The organism is Achromobacter sp. JD417, assembly GCF_041879325.1.
Classification (GTDB): Bacteria; Pseudomonadota; Gammaproteobacteria; order Burkholderiales; family Burkholderiaceae_B; genus Achromobacter; species Achromobacter mucicolens.
This window is the reverse complement of sequence record NZ_CP087159.1, coordinates 4,239,473-4,256,693: the sequence shown is the minus strand read 5'-3', so window position 1 is coordinate 4,256,693 and position 17,221 is coordinate 4,239,473. Positions and strand designations below refer to the sequence as shown.

At 67.4% G+C, this 17,221-nt stretch carries 16 protein-coding genes; 5 read left to right on the top strand and 11 right to left on the bottom strand.

The genetic code is table 11. The features are described from left to right. From LN047_RS19620 to LN047_RS19590, 7 genes are read right to left on the bottom strand one after another with little or no spacing between them, the layout of a single operon-like run. Positions 1 to 948 (bottom strand): 2-hydroxyacid dehydrogenase, encoded by a 948-nt coding sequence (locus LN047_RS19620; protein ID WP_373979945.1) that lies wholly within the window; start codon positions 946 to 948, stop codon positions 1 to 3. A gap of 17 nt (positions 949 to 965) precedes the next feature. Then, the gene (locus LN047_RS19615; protein WP_373979944.1) at positions 966 to 1,664 is read right to left on the bottom strand and encodes a GntR family transcriptional regulator; all 699 of its coding nucleotides are present in this window, start codon (positions 1,662 to 1,664) and stop codon (positions 966 to 968) included. Positions 1,665 to 1,669: 5 nt separating this feature from the next. Next, the gene (locus tag LN047_RS19610) at positions 1,670 to 2,671 is read right to left on the bottom strand and encodes a biotin-dependent carboxyltransferase family protein (RefSeq protein ID WP_373979943.1); all 1,002 of its coding nucleotides are present in this window, start codon (positions 2,669 to 2,671) and stop codon (positions 1,670 to 1,672) included. Beyond that, a complete protein-coding gene (pxpB, locus tag LN047_RS19605; RefSeq protein WP_373979942.1) occupies positions 2,668 to 3,435 on the bottom strand; it encodes a 5-oxoprolinase subunit PxpB in 768 nt (255 codons plus the stop codon). Before pxpB ends, LN047_RS19610 begins: the two co-directional genes overlap by 4 nt. Next, positions 3,432 to 4,463, bottom strand: coding sequence for an ABC transporter ATP-binding protein (locus tag LN047_RS19600; RefSeq protein ID WP_373979941.1), 1,032 nt, complete (start codon positions 4,461 to 4,463; stop codon positions 3,432 to 3,434). The genes pxpB and LN047_RS19600 overlap by 4 nt, the downstream gene beginning before the upstream one ends. 1 nt (position 4,464) lies before the next feature. Continuing rightward, entirely contained in the window at positions 4,465 to 6,171 is a 1,707-nt protein-coding gene (locus tag LN047_RS19595) for an ABC transporter permease subunit (RefSeq protein WP_179689722.1), read from the bottom strand. A 52-nt stretch (positions 6,172 to 6,223) separates the two neighbouring features. After that, positions 6,224 to 7,273 carry an ABC transporter substrate-binding protein gene (locus tag LN047_RS19590; RefSeq protein ID WP_128827521.1) on the bottom strand — a complete coding sequence of 350 codons (1,050 nt, stop codon included), beginning with the start codon at positions 7,271 to 7,273 and terminating at the stop codon, positions 6,224 to 6,226. 143 nt (positions 7,274 to 7,416) lie between these two features. Here LN047_RS19590 and LN047_RS19585 point away from each other — a divergent pair, with 143 nt between their 5' ends. After that, complete coding sequence (locus LN047_RS19585; RefSeq protein ID WP_056323012.1) at positions 7,417 to 8,193, top strand: LamB/YcsF family protein; 777 nt, start codon at positions 7,417 to 7,419, stop codon at positions 8,191 to 8,193. On the opposite strand, the gene LN047_RS19580 is transcribed toward LN047_RS19585, so the two are convergent. After that, positions 8,187 to 9,125 carry a LysR family transcriptional regulator gene (locus tag LN047_RS19580; RefSeq protein ID WP_056323015.1) on the bottom strand — a complete coding sequence of 313 codons (939 nt, stop codon included), beginning with the start codon at positions 9,123 to 9,125 and terminating at the stop codon, positions 8,187 to 8,189. The genes LN047_RS19585 and LN047_RS19580 overlap by 7 nt on opposite strands. Before the next feature lie 299 nt (positions 9,126 to 9,424). Here LN047_RS19580 and LN047_RS19575 point away from each other — a divergent pair, with 299 nt between their 5' ends. The 4 genes from LN047_RS19575 (at position 9,425) to LN047_RS19560 (ending at position 14,062) form a co-directional block, all read left to right on the top strand. Continuing rightward, on the top strand, positions 9,425 to 10,414 hold the full coding sequence (locus LN047_RS19575) for an N-carbamoyl-D-amino-acid hydrolase (RefSeq protein WP_373979940.1): 990 nt from the start codon (positions 9,425 to 9,427) through the stop codon (positions 10,412 to 10,414). 35 nt (positions 10,415 to 10,449) lie between these two features. Beyond that, the gene (locus LN047_RS19570) at positions 10,450 to 11,478 is read left to right on the top strand and encodes a threonine/serine dehydratase (RefSeq protein WP_373979939.1); all 1,029 of its coding nucleotides are present in this window, start codon (positions 10,450 to 10,452) and stop codon (positions 11,476 to 11,478) included. A gap of 137 nt (positions 11,479 to 11,615) precedes the next feature. Then, on the top strand, positions 11,616 to 12,602 hold the full coding sequence (locus tag LN047_RS19565) for a tripartite tricarboxylate transporter substrate binding protein (protein ID WP_142054070.1): 987 nt from the start codon (positions 11,616 to 11,618) through the stop codon (positions 12,600 to 12,602). Between the two features lie 5 nt (positions 12,603 to 12,607). Next, complete coding sequence (locus LN047_RS19560) at positions 12,608 to 14,062, top strand: amidohydrolase family protein (protein WP_373979938.1); 1,455 nt, start codon at positions 12,608 to 12,610, stop codon at positions 14,060 to 14,062. A gap of 17 nt (positions 14,063 to 14,079) precedes the next feature. Here LN047_RS19560 and LN047_RS19555 read toward each other — a convergent pair whose 3' ends face one another. The 3 genes from LN047_RS19555 to LN047_RS19545 form a co-directional block, all read right to left on the bottom strand. Then, positions 14,080 to 14,913 (bottom strand): PhzF family phenazine biosynthesis protein, encoded by an 834-nt coding sequence (locus tag LN047_RS19555; protein ID WP_373979937.1) that lies wholly within the window; start codon positions 14,911 to 14,913, stop codon positions 14,080 to 14,082. Positions 14,914 to 14,996: 83 nt separating this feature from the next. Then, positions 14,997 to 15,344, bottom strand: coding sequence for a DUF3325 domain-containing protein (locus LN047_RS19550; protein ID WP_373979936.1), 348 nt, complete (start codon positions 15,342 to 15,344; stop codon positions 14,997 to 14,999). Continuing rightward, entirely contained in the window at positions 15,341 to 17,221 is a 1,881-nt protein-coding gene (locus tag LN047_RS19545; RefSeq protein ID WP_373979935.1) for a PepSY-associated TM helix domain-containing protein, read from the bottom strand. Before LN047_RS19545 ends, LN047_RS19550 begins: the two co-directional genes overlap by 4 nt.

The following is a 17,221-nucleotide window of genomic DNA, read 5'->3' as shown; positions in this document are numbered from 1 at the left end:
TCACAGCGGCGTCAACAGCGGCTCGCCCGCATACAGCCGGCGCGTATTTTCCAGGAACTTATCCACCATCAATTGCATGGCTTCGGGCGACCAGCCGGCAATGTGCGGGGTGAGCACCAAGTTGGTCAGGTCGGCCAATGCGGCAGGCAACTCGGGTTCGCCCTCATAAACGTCCAGGGCCGCGCCGGCGATGGTCTGCTGGCGCAGGGCGCGTTCCAAGGCAACGGTGTCCACGACACTGCCGCGCGCGATGTTGATCAGGTAGCCGTTGGGGCCGAGCTGGTCCAGGATGGCGCCATCGATCAGATGGTGCGTTGAATTGCCGCCCGGGATGGCGACGAGCAGCACGTCGGACCACCCGGCCAGTCCGCTCACGGACGGAAAGTAGCGGTGCGGCGACCCCGGGCGCGGGCGGCGGTTGTGGTAGCCGATCTGCATCTCGAACGCCTGCGCGCGCAGCGCCACTTTTTCGCCGATACCGCCCAGGCCGATGATGCCCAGTTTTTTTCCGGAGACGTTGGGCGGCAGGGGCAGCTGCGTGCGCCAGACGCCTTGCCGCGTGAGCTGATCCAGGTGGGGAATGCCGCGGATGACGGCGATCATCAGGCCCATGGCGTGGTCGGCGACGCAGCTGTCGTTGGTGCCCGCGCCGTTGGCGACCTTGACGCCGCGCCGCCGGGCGTGGTCCAGGTCGATCTTTTCGTAGCCGGCTCCCATCGAGTAGATCAGCTTCAGGTTGGGCAGCGCGTCGATCTGGCCTGCAGTCAGGCCAATCGCGCCGATGGTCATGACCACGTCGACGCGCGGCGCGTGCTCGGCGACGGCTTGTGCAAACTGCTCCGGCGTCGGGGCGAAGACGACTTCGAAGTGACGGGCGATCTGGTCCCGGTCGGCCTGCGTGACCGGGTTCATGATGATGAGCAGAGGCTTGGGGGTAGGGAATGGCATGCGGATAAAGGAGGCAGTTAAATCTGGGTGTGGCGGGCGACCAGGCCAACGCGCACGTTGCAGAGGTGCGCCTGCATCGCGGCGCGCGCGGCGTCGGGGTCTCGATTCAGGATGGCCTGCAGAACGGCCATGTGCTCGTCGCAGCCGGGAATCAGCCGTTCGGGCGCGCCGTTCTGGTCGAAGCAGCGGGCCTTGATGCGCAGGTCGTGGATGGTCTGTGCCATCAGCCGGTTGCCGCTGGCCCGGGCGATGCTGTCGTGCAGCAGATTGTCGACCCGATGGTTCTCCTCGTGGGTGGTCTCGTTGCGGCGCCGGATCTCGCTGACTTGCTCCAAAAGGGCTGCGGCCTCCTCCGGCGCCATGCGGGTGGCGGCGGCCGCGGCGGCGTCGCCTTCCAGCAGCACGCGCATCTGGAAGATCTCTAGGTATTGCCGCAACGAGGGTTCAGGAACGATGAGCTGCCCGCGCGCCGTGCGCACGGCGAATCCGGCGCCGATCAGGCGGCTCATCGCCTCGCGCAGCGGGGTGCGCGACACGCCCAGCGCGCTGGCCAGGTTGCGTTCCTGCAGCGGTTGGTTGATGGGCAACTGGCCCAGCTGGATCATGTCCAGCATGGTCGAATAGGCCTCGTCGACCAGGTCGCGCGCGTCGTCGGCGGCCGGGGCGGCGGCTGTGGCGTTGAGCAAGGGGCTTTCCATGGCATGAATGATGGGCATAGGAATCATGGAAACAGTAAGGGGAAGATGGGAAAGTTCGGGTCTGCGCGCAAGTCGTCTTCGCGGGCGCGCACCCATTCCGTGTAGTCGCGCCAGCGCTGCACGGCGTGCGCCAGTTCCAGGGCTTCGAACCGCAGCGGCTGGCCCGGGCGGATCTGCGCAAGACGAGGCAGGTCGGCCGAGATGACGGTGGCGATCTTGGGGTAACCGCCGGTGGTCTGGCGGTCGTTCATGGCAATGAGCGGCTGGCCCGCGCCCGGGATCTGGATGCTGCCCGCGGCGATGGGGTCGGTGATGATGTCGGCGCCGCGGGCGTGCGCGATGACCGGCCCATCCAGACGCAGGCCCATGCGGTCGGACTGCGGCGCCAGGCGATAGGTGGCGCCGAGAAAACGGTCGATCTCGGCGGGCGCGAAGTGATCCTGCTGCGGCCCGAGGATGACCCCGATGGGCGCGTCCCGATAGAACCAGCCGGTGTCGCGGGTGGCCAGCCAGCGGCGCGGCGAACGGCGCCGGCCGTCGCCGATGGCAAGCACATCCCCGCGCGCCAGCGCACGGCCATCCAGCCCGCCGAGACGGGCACGCGTGAGGGTGGAGGCGCTGCCCAGCACGGCCGCCACGGCGATGCCGCCACCGACGGCCAGATATCCGCGTACGCCGCGTTCCAGCGGTCCGATCGTCAAGGTGGCACCCGCCGGCAAGCGGTGGGATTGCCACGGACTCAGTGACCGCGCGGGCGAGGCGGCCGCGGCGCTGGCGTGCAGCAAAGCGTTGCCGGCGAAGGCGACGGTGCAATCCGCATCCAGCACCTGCAACGCGCCGCCCAGCAGGGTGAATTCCAGTGCGGCCAAACCGGGGGCGTTGCCGACGAGTCCATTGGCGATGCGCAGCGCGCCGGGATCCATGGCGCCCGACGGCGGCACGCCCATGTGTTCATGGCCCGGGCGGCCCAGGTCCTGCACCGTGGTCAACAAGCCGGCCTTTTCGACGCGAAGGCGCGCGCTCATGGGCCGGCTCCTCTAAGCGGTTGCGGCCGCCGGGCGGGGTCGTCCTGCAAGGCGGCAAGGCGTTCGAACTCGTCTTCATCGATGGGGGTGAACACGATCTCGTCGCCGGCCTCGAACAGAAATGGATTCTTGTGGCGCAGATCGAAGCTGCGCCACGGCGTGCGGCCGATCAGGTGCCAGCCGCTGGGTCCGGATACCGAGGCGATGGCCGTCTGCTGGCCGCCGATGTTGATGCTGCCGGCGGGCGTGTGCGCGCGTGGCATGGCGCGGCGGGCCGTGTGCAGCGCAGGATCCAGGCCGCCCAGATACGCGAAGCCCGGCAGGAATCCCACCATATAGATCCGGTAGACCGGCGCGGTGTGCCGGGCGATGACCCGCGCGGGATCAAGCCGATGCTGATCCGCCAGCGCCTGCAGGTCCATGCCGTGGGCGCCGCCATAGCAGACCGGGACTTCCCAGCGGCGCGGTGCGGGGACAGGCGCGAAGGCGCTGGCTTGAAGGCTGCGGCCGATCAGCTCGCCAATGGCGTCGTGCCCGATCAGTAGCGGATCGAAGTTCACCGCGAGCGAACGGTACGCCGGCACCACGCTCACGAGTCCGCGGACCTTGCGCAGGCTGCCTCGCAACGCCTTTGACAGCGCGAGCACGCGCGCATTGGTCTCGGCGTCGATGCGGTCAGGAAACTCGACCAGCAGCGTGCGATCGCCCGCCGCCACGATGCGCGGCGCGGCAGTCCCGCAAGAAGTTGGCGCGGCGGTCGTCATGCTGCGTTGGCGAATTCCATGGCGTCGTCCGGATGAAAGCCCCACGTGACCGCCTGTCCGGGCGTGCGCTGGGCTGAGTCCACATCCAGCGGCGCGTAGGCCAAGATCACCTTGTCGAAGGCTTCGATGAAGACTTTCCAGTGCACGCCGCAGAACGTCGACGCCACGACCTTGCCCGGGTGGCGCTGATCGGCGCCGGCCAGGCGGCTGCCCAGCCGCAGGTGCTCGGGGCGCACGCCCAGCACGCCGTCGTTGGCGGGCAGGAAATTGCATTCGCCCAGGAAGCCGGCGACGAAAGCGCTGGCGGGCTTGCGGTACAGGCTTTCCGGCGAGCCGGCCTCGACGATGCGGCCCTGTTCCAGGATGACGATGCGGTCCGACAGGTTCATGGCCTCTTCCTGGTCATGCGTGACGAAGACCACGGTCAGCCCCAGTTCCTGGTGCAGCCGGCGCAACTGCAGCTGAATGGCTTGCCGCAGGTTCTTGTCCAGCGCGCCCAGCGGCTCGTCCATCAGCAGGATGTCGGGCGTAAACACCAGGGCGCGCGCCAGCGCGACGCGCTGCTGCTGGCCCCCGGACAGCGCGCCGGGCTTGCGGTCCTTCAGCGGCGCCAGGCTCACCAGGTCCAGCGCGTCAAATACGCGGCGGCGGATGTCCTCTTCGTTCAGGCGCCGCATGCGCAGCGCGAACGCGACGTTCTCGAACACGCTCATGTGCGGGAACAGGGCGTAGTTCTGGAACACCATGCCGATGTTGCGGTCCGCGATCGGCGTATGCGTGACGTCGCGCCCGCCGATCTTCACCACGCCGGCGTCCGGCGATTCGAAGCCGGCGATGATCTTGAGCAGCGTGGTCTTGCCGGAGCCGGAGGCGCCCAGCAGCGTGCAGAACTCGCCGCGCGCCACGGTCAGATCGACGTCGGGCAGCGCAATCGAATCGCCGTATCGCTTGTGGATGCCGGCAAGCGTCAGTTCCTTGCCCTGGCGTTCCGGCGGGCGTTGCGGGAGGATGTCGTTGGCGATATGCATGTCAGTGTTCCTTCTTCCTGCTGATCAGCAGGTTTGCAAGCAGGATCAGCGCCGTCGCCCCGACCAGCAGGCAGGAGGCGGAGATCACGGTGGGATCGAAGTCGTTGGCCAGGCCCTCGAACATCAGCTTGGGCAGGGTGCGGTTGCGGATGGTGGTCAGGAACAGCGCCATGACCACGTCGTCGAACGAGCTGACGAAGGCAAAGACGGCGCCGCCGATCAGGCTGGGGATCAGGGCCGGCAGCATCACCAGCCTGAACATCGTCGGCCAGGAAGCGCCCATGCTCAGCGCGGCCAACTCCAGGCTGGGGTCCAGGCTGCGCAGCGCCGCCCGCATGGTGATGTAGACGTAGGGCGCGGCCAGCACGGTGTGGCCCAGAATGACCGCCATGGAATTGGCGACCCAGCCGATGGGCGCGAACAGGTAGTACAGCGCGACCGCCGTGACGATGGCCGGCACCGACATCGGGACGATGAAGAAGGCATCCAGCCATCCTTGGTGGCGCTTTGCCAGCCGGCTGACGCCCAGCGCGGCGGCGGTGCCCAGGACCGTGGCCAGCAGTGTCACCACGACGGCGATCCGCGTACTGGAGGCCAGCGCGGCCAGCCATTTGCCGTCGGTGAAGAAGTTCTCGTACCAGCGCAGCCCGTAGCTGGGCGGCGGGAAGATGGGGAAGTCGGTGGTGCCGAAGCTCATCGGAATGACTACGACGATGGGCAGCAGCAGGAACACCGCGCAGGCCACGCCCAGCATGGCCGACATCCGGCCGCCCGGCGTGCGGCGATACCCGCTGGTGTTGCTGCCTTTGCCGGAACTGGCGCTGATCAGGCTGTTCAGGCCGAACAGCCGGTTGAACAGCCACAGCGACAGCAGCACGGTGGCCAGCAGCACGCCTGCCAGCGCCGAGGCCAATCCCCAGTTCAGCTCTTCGGTGATGTTGTGCGAAATGAGTTCGGCGGCCATGCGCTGGGCGGGGCCGCCCATCAGCGATGGGGTGATGTAGTAGCCCACCGCGTTCATGAAGACAATGATGCCGCCGGCAACCGCGCCCGGACTGGTGAGCGGCAGGATGACCCGGCTGAAAATGCCCGCGGACCCCGCGCCCAGGCCTTGCGCGGCCTGCACCAGGCTGCCGTCCAGGGACCGGAACGACGCATACAGCGGCAGCACCACGAAGGGCATCAGCACGTGCGTCATGCCCACCATCACGCCGGTAAAGTTGTAGAGAAACGCCATGGGCTGGTCGAGGATGCCCACGGTCGTCAGCAAGGTGTTCAACGGCCCGTTCTTGCCCAGCAGCGCAATCCAGGCCGATGTGCGGACCAGCGCGCTGGACCAGAAGGGAAGGAGCACCGCGAAGAACACCACGCGCGCCACGGTCGGCGATACGGTCGCCATCAGGTAGGCGAGCGGATAGCTCAACACCACGCAGGCCACAGTAACGGCAGCGGCAATGGTGAACGTGTTGACCAGCACGATCCGGTAGATCGGCGTGTCCAGCAGGTGGCGGTAATGGTCCAGCGTCAGGCCGCCGTCCTCGCCCTTGAAGCCGTTGCCCAGCAAACCCGCGATCGGGCCGGCGAAAAACAGCAGAAGAAACAGCAGCAGCGGCAACGCAGCAAGGGCCGCGACGCGGCCGCGCCGGGAAGCAGCGGCCGGGCGCACGCTGGCGACGGGCAGGGTAAGGGCGTCGGTGCTCGTGGTCATGGCATGGGGGCGCCGGCGCACGCGCCGGCGTCTGAGTAAGGAGGCAGAAGGATCAGCGGGCGCGGACCTGGTTGTAGCGTTCGGTGATGGCGGGGCCGTGGGTGTCCCAGAACTCCGAGTTCAGGAAGATGCTTTTCTTCAGGCGCTCGGTGGTCGAAGGCAGGCGCTCAAGCCGCTTGGCGTCGATCAGGGGCAGGGCCTGCTCGGTGGTCGGGCCGTAGGCGATGTACTTGCTGAATTCGGCCTGGTGCTTGGGCTGGATCATGTAGTTCAGCAGCTTGATCGCCGCGTCGCGGTTGGGCGAGCCCTTCACGATGGCGAAGTAGCCGACCTGAGCGATGCTGTCGCCCCAGCCCATGGCGATGGGAAGACCCGAGTCGATGCCGGCCTGGAAGCGGCCGTTCCAGCCCAGCGCCATCACGACTTCGCCGGTTCCCAGCGCGTTGACGGGTTCGGCGCCGCTCTTCCACCAGCGGGCGACGTGGGGCTTGATCTCTTCGATCTTCTTGAACGCGCGGTCCAGGCCCTCGGGCGTGGCCAGCACCTTGTACACATCGGCGGGCGGGACGCCGTCGGCGATGAGTGCGGCTTCGATCACCGTGGCGGGATCGTCCTGCAGGGTCCGTTTGCCGGGGAATTTCTTCACGTCCCAGAAGTCGGCGAAGGTGCTGGGTTGCGGCTTGCCGGCGGGAAAGGCCTGGGTCGAGAAGCCGATGTTGGTCGAGAAGATTTCCGACGGCACGCCATAGTCGTTGCGGGCACTGGGGATCACGTGGTCCTGGTTGACCATGTCCGGCGTGATCTTCTCGAAGACGCCCAGCTTGATGCCGCGCGTCAGGCGGGCGCTGTTCTCGGTCACCACATCCCAGGTGACCGACTTGGTGTCGATCATGGCGCGGATCTTGGCGACCTGCGGATCGGTGTCTTCGTGGACGGTGATGCCGGTTTCCTTGGAGAAGGGCTTGAGCCAGGCGTCGCGGATCGCACCCTGGTAGTTGCCGCCCCAGCTGGCGAAGTTGAGTTCTGCCGCTTGCGCCACGCCAGTCGCCATCGCCAATGCTGCGGCCACGGCGCATGTGGCGTTCTTCCATTTGAAATTCATTGCTTGGACTCCGTTCATTAAAAAAACGCGGTGGGCAGACCTGCCCCGATCCTGGGCATATCGCCTCAGCAAGTCCTTGGCATGCAAATTGCATGCCAACGGTATGCCAAACATTGAAATTCGCTTTTTTCGGAGTCCTTCAGATGCGCGACGTAGACCTCAATTCCGACCTGGGAGAGAGCTTCGGCCACTACAAGATTGGTGCGGACGAGGCCATGCTGGACCTCATCACGTCGGCCAACGTGGCTTGCGGTTTTCACGGTGGCGATGCATCGGTCATGCACCAAACTGCGGCATCCGCGCTAAAGCGGGGCATTGATGTGGGCGCCCATCCGGGGTTCAACGACTTGTGGGGATTCGGCCGGCGCAAGATCGTCGGCGACAGCCCTCAGGCCATCGGCGACATGCTCGCGTACCAGATCGCCGCGATGCAGGGCATGGCCCGCGCCGCGGGCCATCGCGTGACGCATGTGAAGGTGCACGGCGCGCTGGCCACGCTGGCCTTCGAAGACCGGGCGCTGTCAGAGGCGCTGACCTGGGCCATGCGCACGCTCGATCCGGAGTTGGTGCTGGTCTGCACGCCGCACAACGAGACCGAGCGCGCCGCGCGCCGGGCCGGCATCCGCGTGGCCTGCGAGGTGTTTGCCGACAGGCTCTATGGCGACAATGGCCTGACGCTGCCGCGCAGCGAGCCCGGGGCGGTGATTCACGATCCGGCCGCGGCCGCCGCGCAGGCGGTGCGCATGGTGCGCGAGCAGGCGATCCGCACGGTGGGCGGCAAGGTGGTCGCCATGCCGGTGCACACGATCTGCGTGCATGGCGACAATCCGCAGGGCGTCGACATCGCGCGGGCTGTGCGTCAGGCGCTGCAGGAAGAGGGCGTGCGCCTGCGGCCGATCTCGCAGATGGATTTTCAGTAGGGCGCGTCTTTTTGCGCCTGCCGGATCAACGTCTTCAGCACGGTCGCAAAGCGCTTGGCGGTGCTCGATAGCGGGCTGCTGGCCGAGTGCAGCAGATGGATGGCGTGGCTCAGGGCGGGTTCGGTGGGAAGCAGCACGAAGTCCTTGCCGAAGCTGGGGTGATAGCCGAACGATTCGATCAGCGCCACGCCCACGCCTTGGCGCACGAGCGCCAGCGCCTCGGGCGTCGAGCGGATTTCGATCTGCGGTTGCACCGGCGCGGGGCCGGAGTTCAGAAAGCGGCTGGCAAGTCGCCCGAAGGGCGTGTCGGCGCCATAGCCGATCAGCAGATGACCTTGCAGGTCTTCGGCGCGAACGCGCCTGCGCACCGCCAGCGGATGGCCGCGCGGCACCGCGCAGCCCAGCCAGCCCTGGCCGATCTCTTCGCTGACGATATTGGCATTGACCGGCGGCGGCATCGACGCGATGCCGAAATCGGCCTGTCCCAGCAGCAGATGCGGCAGCAGCGCGTCAAAGGCCAGCGGCCGGTAGCGGATGGGCGTGTCGGGGTGCCGCTCGCGGAACTTCTGGATGGCGTGCGGGATGAGCCATTCGCTGAAGCTGGGGCTGGACACCAGACTGACCGTGCCTGCCGAGCCTGCGCCCAACGCGCCCGCCAGGGCATTGAACCGGTTGACGCGGCCGAAGATCTCTTCGGCCTCGACAAACAGGCGCCGGGCCTCCGGAGTGGGGTGCAGCCGCCCCTTGACGCGTTCGAACAGCCGATAGCGCAGCCGGTTCTCGGCCGAGGCCAGCACGCGGCTCACGGCGGGCTGCGTCACGGACAGCATGCGGCCCGCCTCGCTGAGCGAGCCGGTCAGCATCACGGCGTGGAAGACCTCGATCTGGCGAAGCGTCAGCGCTCCGGGCGCCGAGGGAAGGGGGCCGGCCATAGGGAAGGGGGCGTAAGTGAAAGGGTAGTCAGCGCCAGCCATTTTATGGCCTGCAGGCCGGCGCGGCGTGCGCGCCACACAGGTGCCATGACGTTTTGCGCGCAGCCCATTACTAAATGCACAGTCCCGCGGCCGGCCGGAGCCCTGTCCGGCGGAGGCAAACCCTTTATTTTCAAGGGTTGCGGGCCCGTTTTTCGGCTCGCCGCGATCCGCGTCCCACCTGGCGGACGGTCTTCCCGCGGCCGGGCGCGCACGTCATGCTGGCGGCGGATAACGCTCACTCAACCCAGGATTACCTCATGTCCCGCATCGTCACCGTCGCTGCCGCCCAATTGGGTCCGATTCAACGTTCCGAAGGGCGCGACGTGGCGATCGGCCGCATGGTCCGGCTGATGGAGCGCGCGCATCAACGCGGCGCCCAGGTCGTGGTGTTTCCGGAACTTGCGCTGACGACCTTCTTTCCGCGCTGGTACTGCGAGGATCTTGACGAGGCGGATGCCTGGTTTGAGCCCAGCCTGCCGTCGCCCGCCACGCAGCCGCTGTTAGACGCCATCAAGCGCTACGGCCTGATGGTGTACCTGGGATACGCGGAACTGGCCTGGGAACCGGACGAACAGGGCATCGTGCGCAAGCGCCGGTTCAATACGTCGGTCGTCATCGCGCCCAACGGCGAGATCGTGTTGAAGTACCGCAAGGTTCATCTGCCGGGGCACGCCGAGTTCGCCGAGCATCGCCAGGTCCAGCATCTGGAGAAGCGCTACTTCGAAGTGGGCAACCTGGGATTCCCGGTGGTGCGCGCGCCCGTTGCGCCCGGCGTGGACGCGAACCTGGGCATGCTCATCTGCAACGACCGGCGCTGGCCCGAGGCCTGGCGCGTGCTGGGCCTGCAGCAAGTCGAACTCGTCATGCTGGGCTACAACACGCCCAGCCGCAACCAGGACAACCGCGGCTTCGAGGCGCACCACCTGCGCGTGCTGCACTCGCACCTGTCCATCCAGGCGGGCTGCTACCAGAACGCCACCTTTGCCGCGGCCGTTGCCAAGGCCGGCACCGAGGACGGCCATGAACTGTTGGGCCACTCCATCATCGTCAACCCCCAGGGCGAAATCATCGCCATGGCCGCGACCTGGGACGATGAGCTGATCGTCGCCGACTGCGACCTGGACCTGTGCGAATTGGGCCGCAGCACCGTCTTCAATTTCGCCAACCATCGCCGTCCGGAGGCCTACGGCCGCCTGGTCGAGCAGACCGGCAGCGTCGCGCCCGCCGTCTGGACGCCTTCGGCCTGACCCGTCCTAATTTCCCTACCTTGCTGGATAGCCTCATGACCGCGATGCTTTTGCCTCCGACCATCGAACACGAAATGCTCGGCACCCTGCGCGTGCCGGAATACGCCGACGTGACGGCCGCCGCCGAGCGCCTGGCGCCCCACGTGCGGCGCACCATGCTGCTGCGCTCGCCGGCACTGGACGAACGGGCGCAGGCGCCCATCTGGCTGAAGCTGGAGAACCTGCAGGTGACGGGCTCCTTCAAGGCTCGTGGCGCATTCAACGCATTGCTGAACATGGACCCGGCGCAGCGCGAGCGCGGCGTGGTGGCCTATTCCACCGGCAATCATGGCCAGGCCGTTGCCTGGGCCAGCCGCTGCCTGCGCGTGCCGGCCACCATCGTGATGCCGGTGGACGCGCCGGAAAACAAGGTCGAGAAAGCGCTGCGCCACGGCGCCAAGGTTGTGCGCTACGACCGCACGCGCGAAAGCCGCGAAGAGATCGGGATGCGCCTGCTGGCCGAGACCGGCGCCACGCTGCTGCCGCCTGGCGACCATCCTGACGTGCTGGCTGCACAGGGCACGCTGGCCTTGGAGGCGTTGCAGGATCTTCCGGCCGCGGCGCGGGCCAACCTTGGACTCTTTGCCACGCCTTGCGGCGGCGGCGGCATGGCGGCGGGCTGCTCGCTGGTGCTGCGCGAACTGGCGCCGCAGGCGCGGATGGTGGCGGTGGAACCGCGCGAATTCGACGACACGGTGAGGTCCCTGGCCTCCGGCAAGCGCGAAACCAACCCCGCAGGCGCCAAGACCTTGTGCGATGCGCTGCAGGCCGCAACGCCGGCGGAACTGCCCTACGCGATCAACAGCCGCTGCCTGAGCGCGGCCGTGTCGGTGAGCGATGACGAAGTCGCCACCGCCATCCGCTTTGCGCTGGACGAATTGCGCCTGGTGGTCGAGCCGGGCGGCGCGGTGGCGCTGGCCGCGCTGCTGGCGGGAAAGCTGTCTGCCGAAGGCCGCGACGCGGTCATCGTGCTGTCGGGCGGAAACATCGATCTGCCGCTGTTGCGTCAGATCGCACTGGACTGAGCGCTCGCGCGACCGTCCAGGCCGGCGGGGCCGAAAGCCCCGCCGCGTAGTACCGGCGCCGTTCAGGCGCCGTGCAAGACCCGCGGGGGACGCAGAGCCCGCGCGGCTACACCTATAACAGTCCAAGGAAGAAAACCATGTCCACGTTCCAAAGCAGCGCCAAGCGCTGGCTCGCGGCCGCGAGCGCAGTGATGAGCCTGACCGCGGTGTCCGCCGCCCAGGCCGCCTATCCCGAGCATCCCGTCACGATCGTCGTTCCGTTCAATACCGGCACCACGCCCGACCTTGTATCGCGCCTGCTCGCTGCCGAAATGGCCAAGCAGACCGGCGGCAACTTCGTCGTGCAGAACCGCACCGGCGCATCCGGCATCATCGGCACGCAGGCGGTGGCCAATGCCGCGCCCGACGGCTATACCATCGGCTTTGCCAATGTGGCCACGCTGGCGATCAACCAAAGCCTGTACGCCAAGCTGCAGTACGACGCCGACAAGCAACTGGCGCCGGTCGCGCTGACCGGTTCCGTGCAGAACCTGCTGGCCGTGCGTCCGGGCCTGAACGTCAAGAGCGTTGCCGAGCTGATCGCCCTGGCCAAGAAGGAACCGGGCAAGCTGGTGGTGTCGTCGGGCGGCAACGGCACGACGGGCCATCTGAGCGCGGCGATGTTCGGCGCGATGGCGGGCGTGGAGTTCATGCACGTGCCCTACAAGGGCGGCGTTGAGGCGGACCTGGCCGTGCTGCGCGGCGAAGCCGACCTGGTGTTCGACAATATTTCTTCCATCGCCGCGTTCGTGGACCAGGGCAAGGTCGTGCCGCTGGCCGTGACCGACCTGCAGCGCGATCCGTCCATGCCCAATCTGGCGACGCTGGACGAGCAGGGGTTGAAGGGCTATCGCGCCGTGGCCTGGACGGGCTATGTCGCGCCCGCCGGTACCGACCCCAAGGTGCTGGACTACCTGAACGGCGCAATCAACAAGGCGCTGCAGTCGCCTGACGTTCAGGAAAAGCTCAAGACGCTGTCCTATGTGCCGAACATCGGCCCGCGCCAGCAGCTGTTTGACCGCGCACACGCCGAGCGTCCGGTCTGGGCGCAGGTGATCAAGCAAGCCAACGTCAAGATCGACTGAGCCTTATGAATCACGAACGCTACGATCTGCTGATCCGTGGAGGCACGGTGATCGACGGGACGGGCGCCGACCGCGTCCGGGCCGACGTGGGCGTGCGCGACGGCCGCATTGCGGCCGTCGGCGACCTGGCGGGCGCCGTGGCCGACCAGGTGCTGGCGGCGGATGGCCGCATCGTGTCGCCCGGCTTCATCGATACGCACACCCACGACGACCGCTACCTGTCGATCGATCCCGGCATGCCCGCCAAGCTGAGCCAGGGCGTCACCACGGTGGTGACCGGCAACTGCGGCATCAGCCAGGCGCCGTGGCGTTCGGGCTGGCGCAGCGAGGTGCCTGCGCCTGTCAATCTGCTGGGCAACGACGCCGGCGATTTTCCGTACGAGACGTTCCGCGCCTATCTGGAAAACCTGGATCGCCACCCGCCCGCCGTGAACGCGGCCTGCCTGGTGGGACACACCTCACTGCGCGCCGCCGCGATGGACGACCTGGACCGGCCGGCAACCGCCGCCGAGATCGAGCACATGCAGGCGCTATTGCACGAGGCCATGCAGAGCGGCGCCATCGGGCTGTCCACCGGCACCGCGTATCCGGCCGCCATGCCGGCGACGCTGGATGAACTGATGGCGGTGGCCAGCGTGCTGCGCGAATATGGCGGGCTGTACGCCAGCCATATCCGCGATGAAGGCGATCGCATCTTCGCGGCGCTGGATGAAGCCTTTGCGGTGGGGGCGGCGGGCGGCGCGCCCGTGCTGATCTCGCACCACAAGCTGATCGGACCACGCAACCATGGGCGTTCGGTGCAGACGCTGGCGCACATCGGCCAGGCCAGCCAGCGTCAGGAGGTGGCGCTGGATTGCTATCCCTATGTGGCCGGATCCACGATCCTTCGCAAGGACCGCCTTGCGGTATCCAGCCGGGTCATCGTGACCAAGTCCGTGCCATATCCGCAGTACGCGGGGCGGGATCTGGACGATATTGCCCACGACATGGGGCTGAGTCCGGAAGATGCGGTCGATGCGCTGCAGCCGGCGGGCGCCATCTACTTCATCATGGACGAGGCGGACGTCGAGCGCATCCTCGCGTACCCGGGCACGATGATCGGTTCGGACGGCATGCCTCACGATCCCGCGCCGCATCCGCGCCTGTGGGGCACCTTTCCGCGGGTGCTGGGCCACTACTGCCGCGACGTCGGGCTGTTCACGCTGGAACAGGCGGTGCACAAAATGACCGGCAAGCCGGCCGCGCATTTCCGGCTTCCCGCGCGGGGGCGCATCGCCGAGGGATTCGCGGCCGACATCGTGGTCTTCGACGCGGATGCCATTGCGGACACCGCCACCTGGGACGCGCCCACCCGCCAGGCGCAGGGTATCGATCACGTATTGGTCAACGGGCGCTTGGCGTGGAGCTTTGGCGCCGGCACGGGAACGCATGCTGGCAGGGTCATACGCCCGAAGGCGTGACGGAACGGCCCGCGCGCCTAGCCGATGACAGAAGACTTGCCGCGCACATTCACGGGGGATCCCGGCTCGCCCGTGAATTCGACTTCGATTCGGCAGGGCATGCCCATGTCCTCGCCTTGCAGGATGACGATCTCGCCATGCGCTTTCCGGCCCAGGTCGCGCAGCATTCCGGCAAAGGCCGCGGCTGCCGCGCCGGTTGCCGGGTCTTCCAGGACGCCGCCAATGGCAAACGCGTTGCGCGCGTGGAACAGGGTATCGCTCTCGCTGAACACGAACGCGATGGTTCCGATGCGATGGGTTTGCATGAAGCGGCGTCCTTGGTCGAGGTCGTAGTTCATGCGCGCCAGCGCGGCGCGTGAAATGAGCGGCACGATCAAGTGGTCGATCCCCGCGTTGGCCATGCAGGGGGCTAGCGTGGGATCCAGGTCGTCGGTCGAGTAGCCGAAGAGGTCTAACGCCTCGGTCAACAACCCGGGACTGGCGAGGGCGCTGCGCGTCGGCGGCGAGCGCAGCACGCTTACCCATTCGCCGTTCTGGATTTCAGCCGACACTTCAATTTGGGCGTTTGCCAGGGCCAGCGGATACCGGGCCGGCCCAAAGGTCTGACCGAGCACCGCGCCTAGCGCGATGGTCGCATGCCCGCAAAAGGCGACTTCGGCTTCAGGCGAGTAGTACCGGGTGCGCCACGAGCCATCGCCGTTTGGACAGGAGAAGACCGTTTCCGAATAGCCGACCTCGGCCGCCACCCTTTGCATTTCCTCGGGCGAGGGCAGTTGATCCGCAAGGACGACGCCGGCGGGATTTCCGCCTTGACCGTGGCTGGTGAATGCAGCGATCCGGTTAATGTGCATGAGGATTTCTCTTTTGTCCTGAGGTGGCAATGGGTTATGGGGGGTAAGAATAAGGCAATGTGTCGATGTTCCGCCGGGCGGTTTCAGGTGCAGGCCAGGCCCAAGCCCAAGCCCAGAAAGGCCGCCATCGCGGCCAGCGTCCGGAGCCGCCGTGGCGCATGGCTGAGCGTGAGGGTGGTCAGGATCGCGCCGCACGACAGCATGCCCAGCCAGACCAGCGCCGCCACCGCGATGCCCCAGGCCTGCAGGCAGGCGGCCATCGCGGCAAGCGCCAGCAGCGCGGCGCTCAGACGCAAGCCGCACTTGATCCCGAAGGTTGTGGTTTCGTGACCGGTTGCCTGTTCATGGTGCCGGTCCATTGCCAGCGCCAGGCAGGCAAAGGTGGCAAAGGCCAGCGCCAGCGCGGCCAGGGCTGCGATCGTGGTGCTCATGCAATCCCCATCGCCCATGCCAGCGCTGCCAGCACGACAATGCCGGTCAGCAGCCAACGCCACGCATCCTGCGCCGCGAACACCCACAGCGCCGCCACCGTGTAGATCAGAAAGCTCAGCAGGCTGGCCACGACCACGCCGATCGCGGGGCTGACCAGGCCGCCCAGCGGCAGGATTTTAGCCAGGACGATCGCGCCCACCGTCGCCAGCGCGTAGCCGCCCAATACCGCGCAGAGCACGCGCGCCAGCACAAGCCATCGATGGCCGCGCGGCGCGGCCGTCACGCGCGCCTGCCGGGGGGAGGTCCAGTCCCCGTTGCGCAGGCGCCACGCCAGCAGGGTGAACAGGCCGCCAAGCACCACGATGGTGGATTCCACCATTGCCGCCTGCCAATCGCCGCGACGCGCATAGGCCAGCGCATGTTGCCCGGTGGTCAGCACGTTGGTCACGGGCAGCAAGAGGCACAGCAGCGCGGTGCAGGCAACCTGCTCGACCCAGGCACGCCGCACCGGCCGCACGCAGGCATGCGCCAGGCTAAAAAGCCAAACCAGGAAGAAGCCTCTGATCTCCCAGGCGTCGCGGGCGGGCAGCGCTGCCGGGAGCAGGCGGTTGGCGTGGAAGTAGGCGACGCAGGCCAGACTGGCTCCCGCAATCGCCGCCACGTTGAGTCCTTCGGTAATGCGGTAGAACGCAGGCGTGGCGGCGCCGAATTCGCTTTGGCCCTTGTTGCGCCGCTTGATGGTGTAGAGGACCGCTCCCGTGGCCATCATCAGTGTGCCCGCCAGTCCGCAGACGAAGTACAGCCACTTGATCGTCCAGCCGCCATACGAGGCCACGTGCAGGCGCTCCATCACTTCATGCGCGGCGTCGCCCGGTTGCCGGCCCGCGGCGGGATGCAGGGCGGAGAACGCGCCGCTGACGCCGTCGAACACGGCGCGGCCGACCGGGCTGGTGAGATCGCGTGTCTTTGCCGCGGGATCCGGCCGGCCGTACACGCTGATGCGCTCGCGCGGCTGCCCCGGACGCTCCACCATGATCATGCGGGCGGGGCTTGCCAATGCCGTCTGCGCCGCGTGCAGCAGCACGCCCAATTGCTGGCGCGCCGGCAGACCGCCGTCCAGCTGAGGGCGTGCGGGCAACGTAGCGGCCCCGGCTTGCGGGGCCAGCTGGGCAAGCTCTGCCTGCCAGCGCGCCGCCCCTTGCTCGCCATAGACCGCGCGGAGCGGGCCTGGCATGTAGCTGGTGTAGAAGATCGCCAGCCCGGTATAGGCGATCATCAGCTGGAACGGCAGCGTGAGTACGGCCGATGCATTGTGGCCGTCAAGCCAGGCGCGCTGGCCGCGCCCCGGACGAAAGGTGAAGAAATCCTTGAAGATGCGCTTGTGGACAACGATGCCCGACAGCAGCGCGGCCAGCATCCCTATCGTCAGCCAGCCCACCAGCCAGAATCCGAATGTGCCGGCATGCAGGCTGTAGTGCAGCGTCATGAAATGGCGACCGCCTTCGCTCTTGCGTCCCCAACGCTGGGGCAGCAAGGAGCCGTCACGCGGATCCATCGCGGCTTCGTGCGTGACGCCCGCGTTGGTGCGCCACACCAGCCGCATCGCCTGCGTTGCCGCTTCGGGCAGCTCGATGCGCCAGAAGCGCACGCCCGCTTCCTGGTCAGCCAGAAAGCGCGAGGCCGCCGCCAGCACGGCCTCCTGCGGCAGCACCAGCGGCGCGGGCGGCAAGGCGGGTTCGGCCGTCATCCAGCGCGTAATCGGCTCCCGGAACACGCTGATGGTGCCCGCCAGGAATATCAGGCACAGCAGCCAGGCGCACACCAGTCCGCACCAGGTGTGCAGCCAGCTCATGCGCTGGCGCAGACCGGTCTTCAT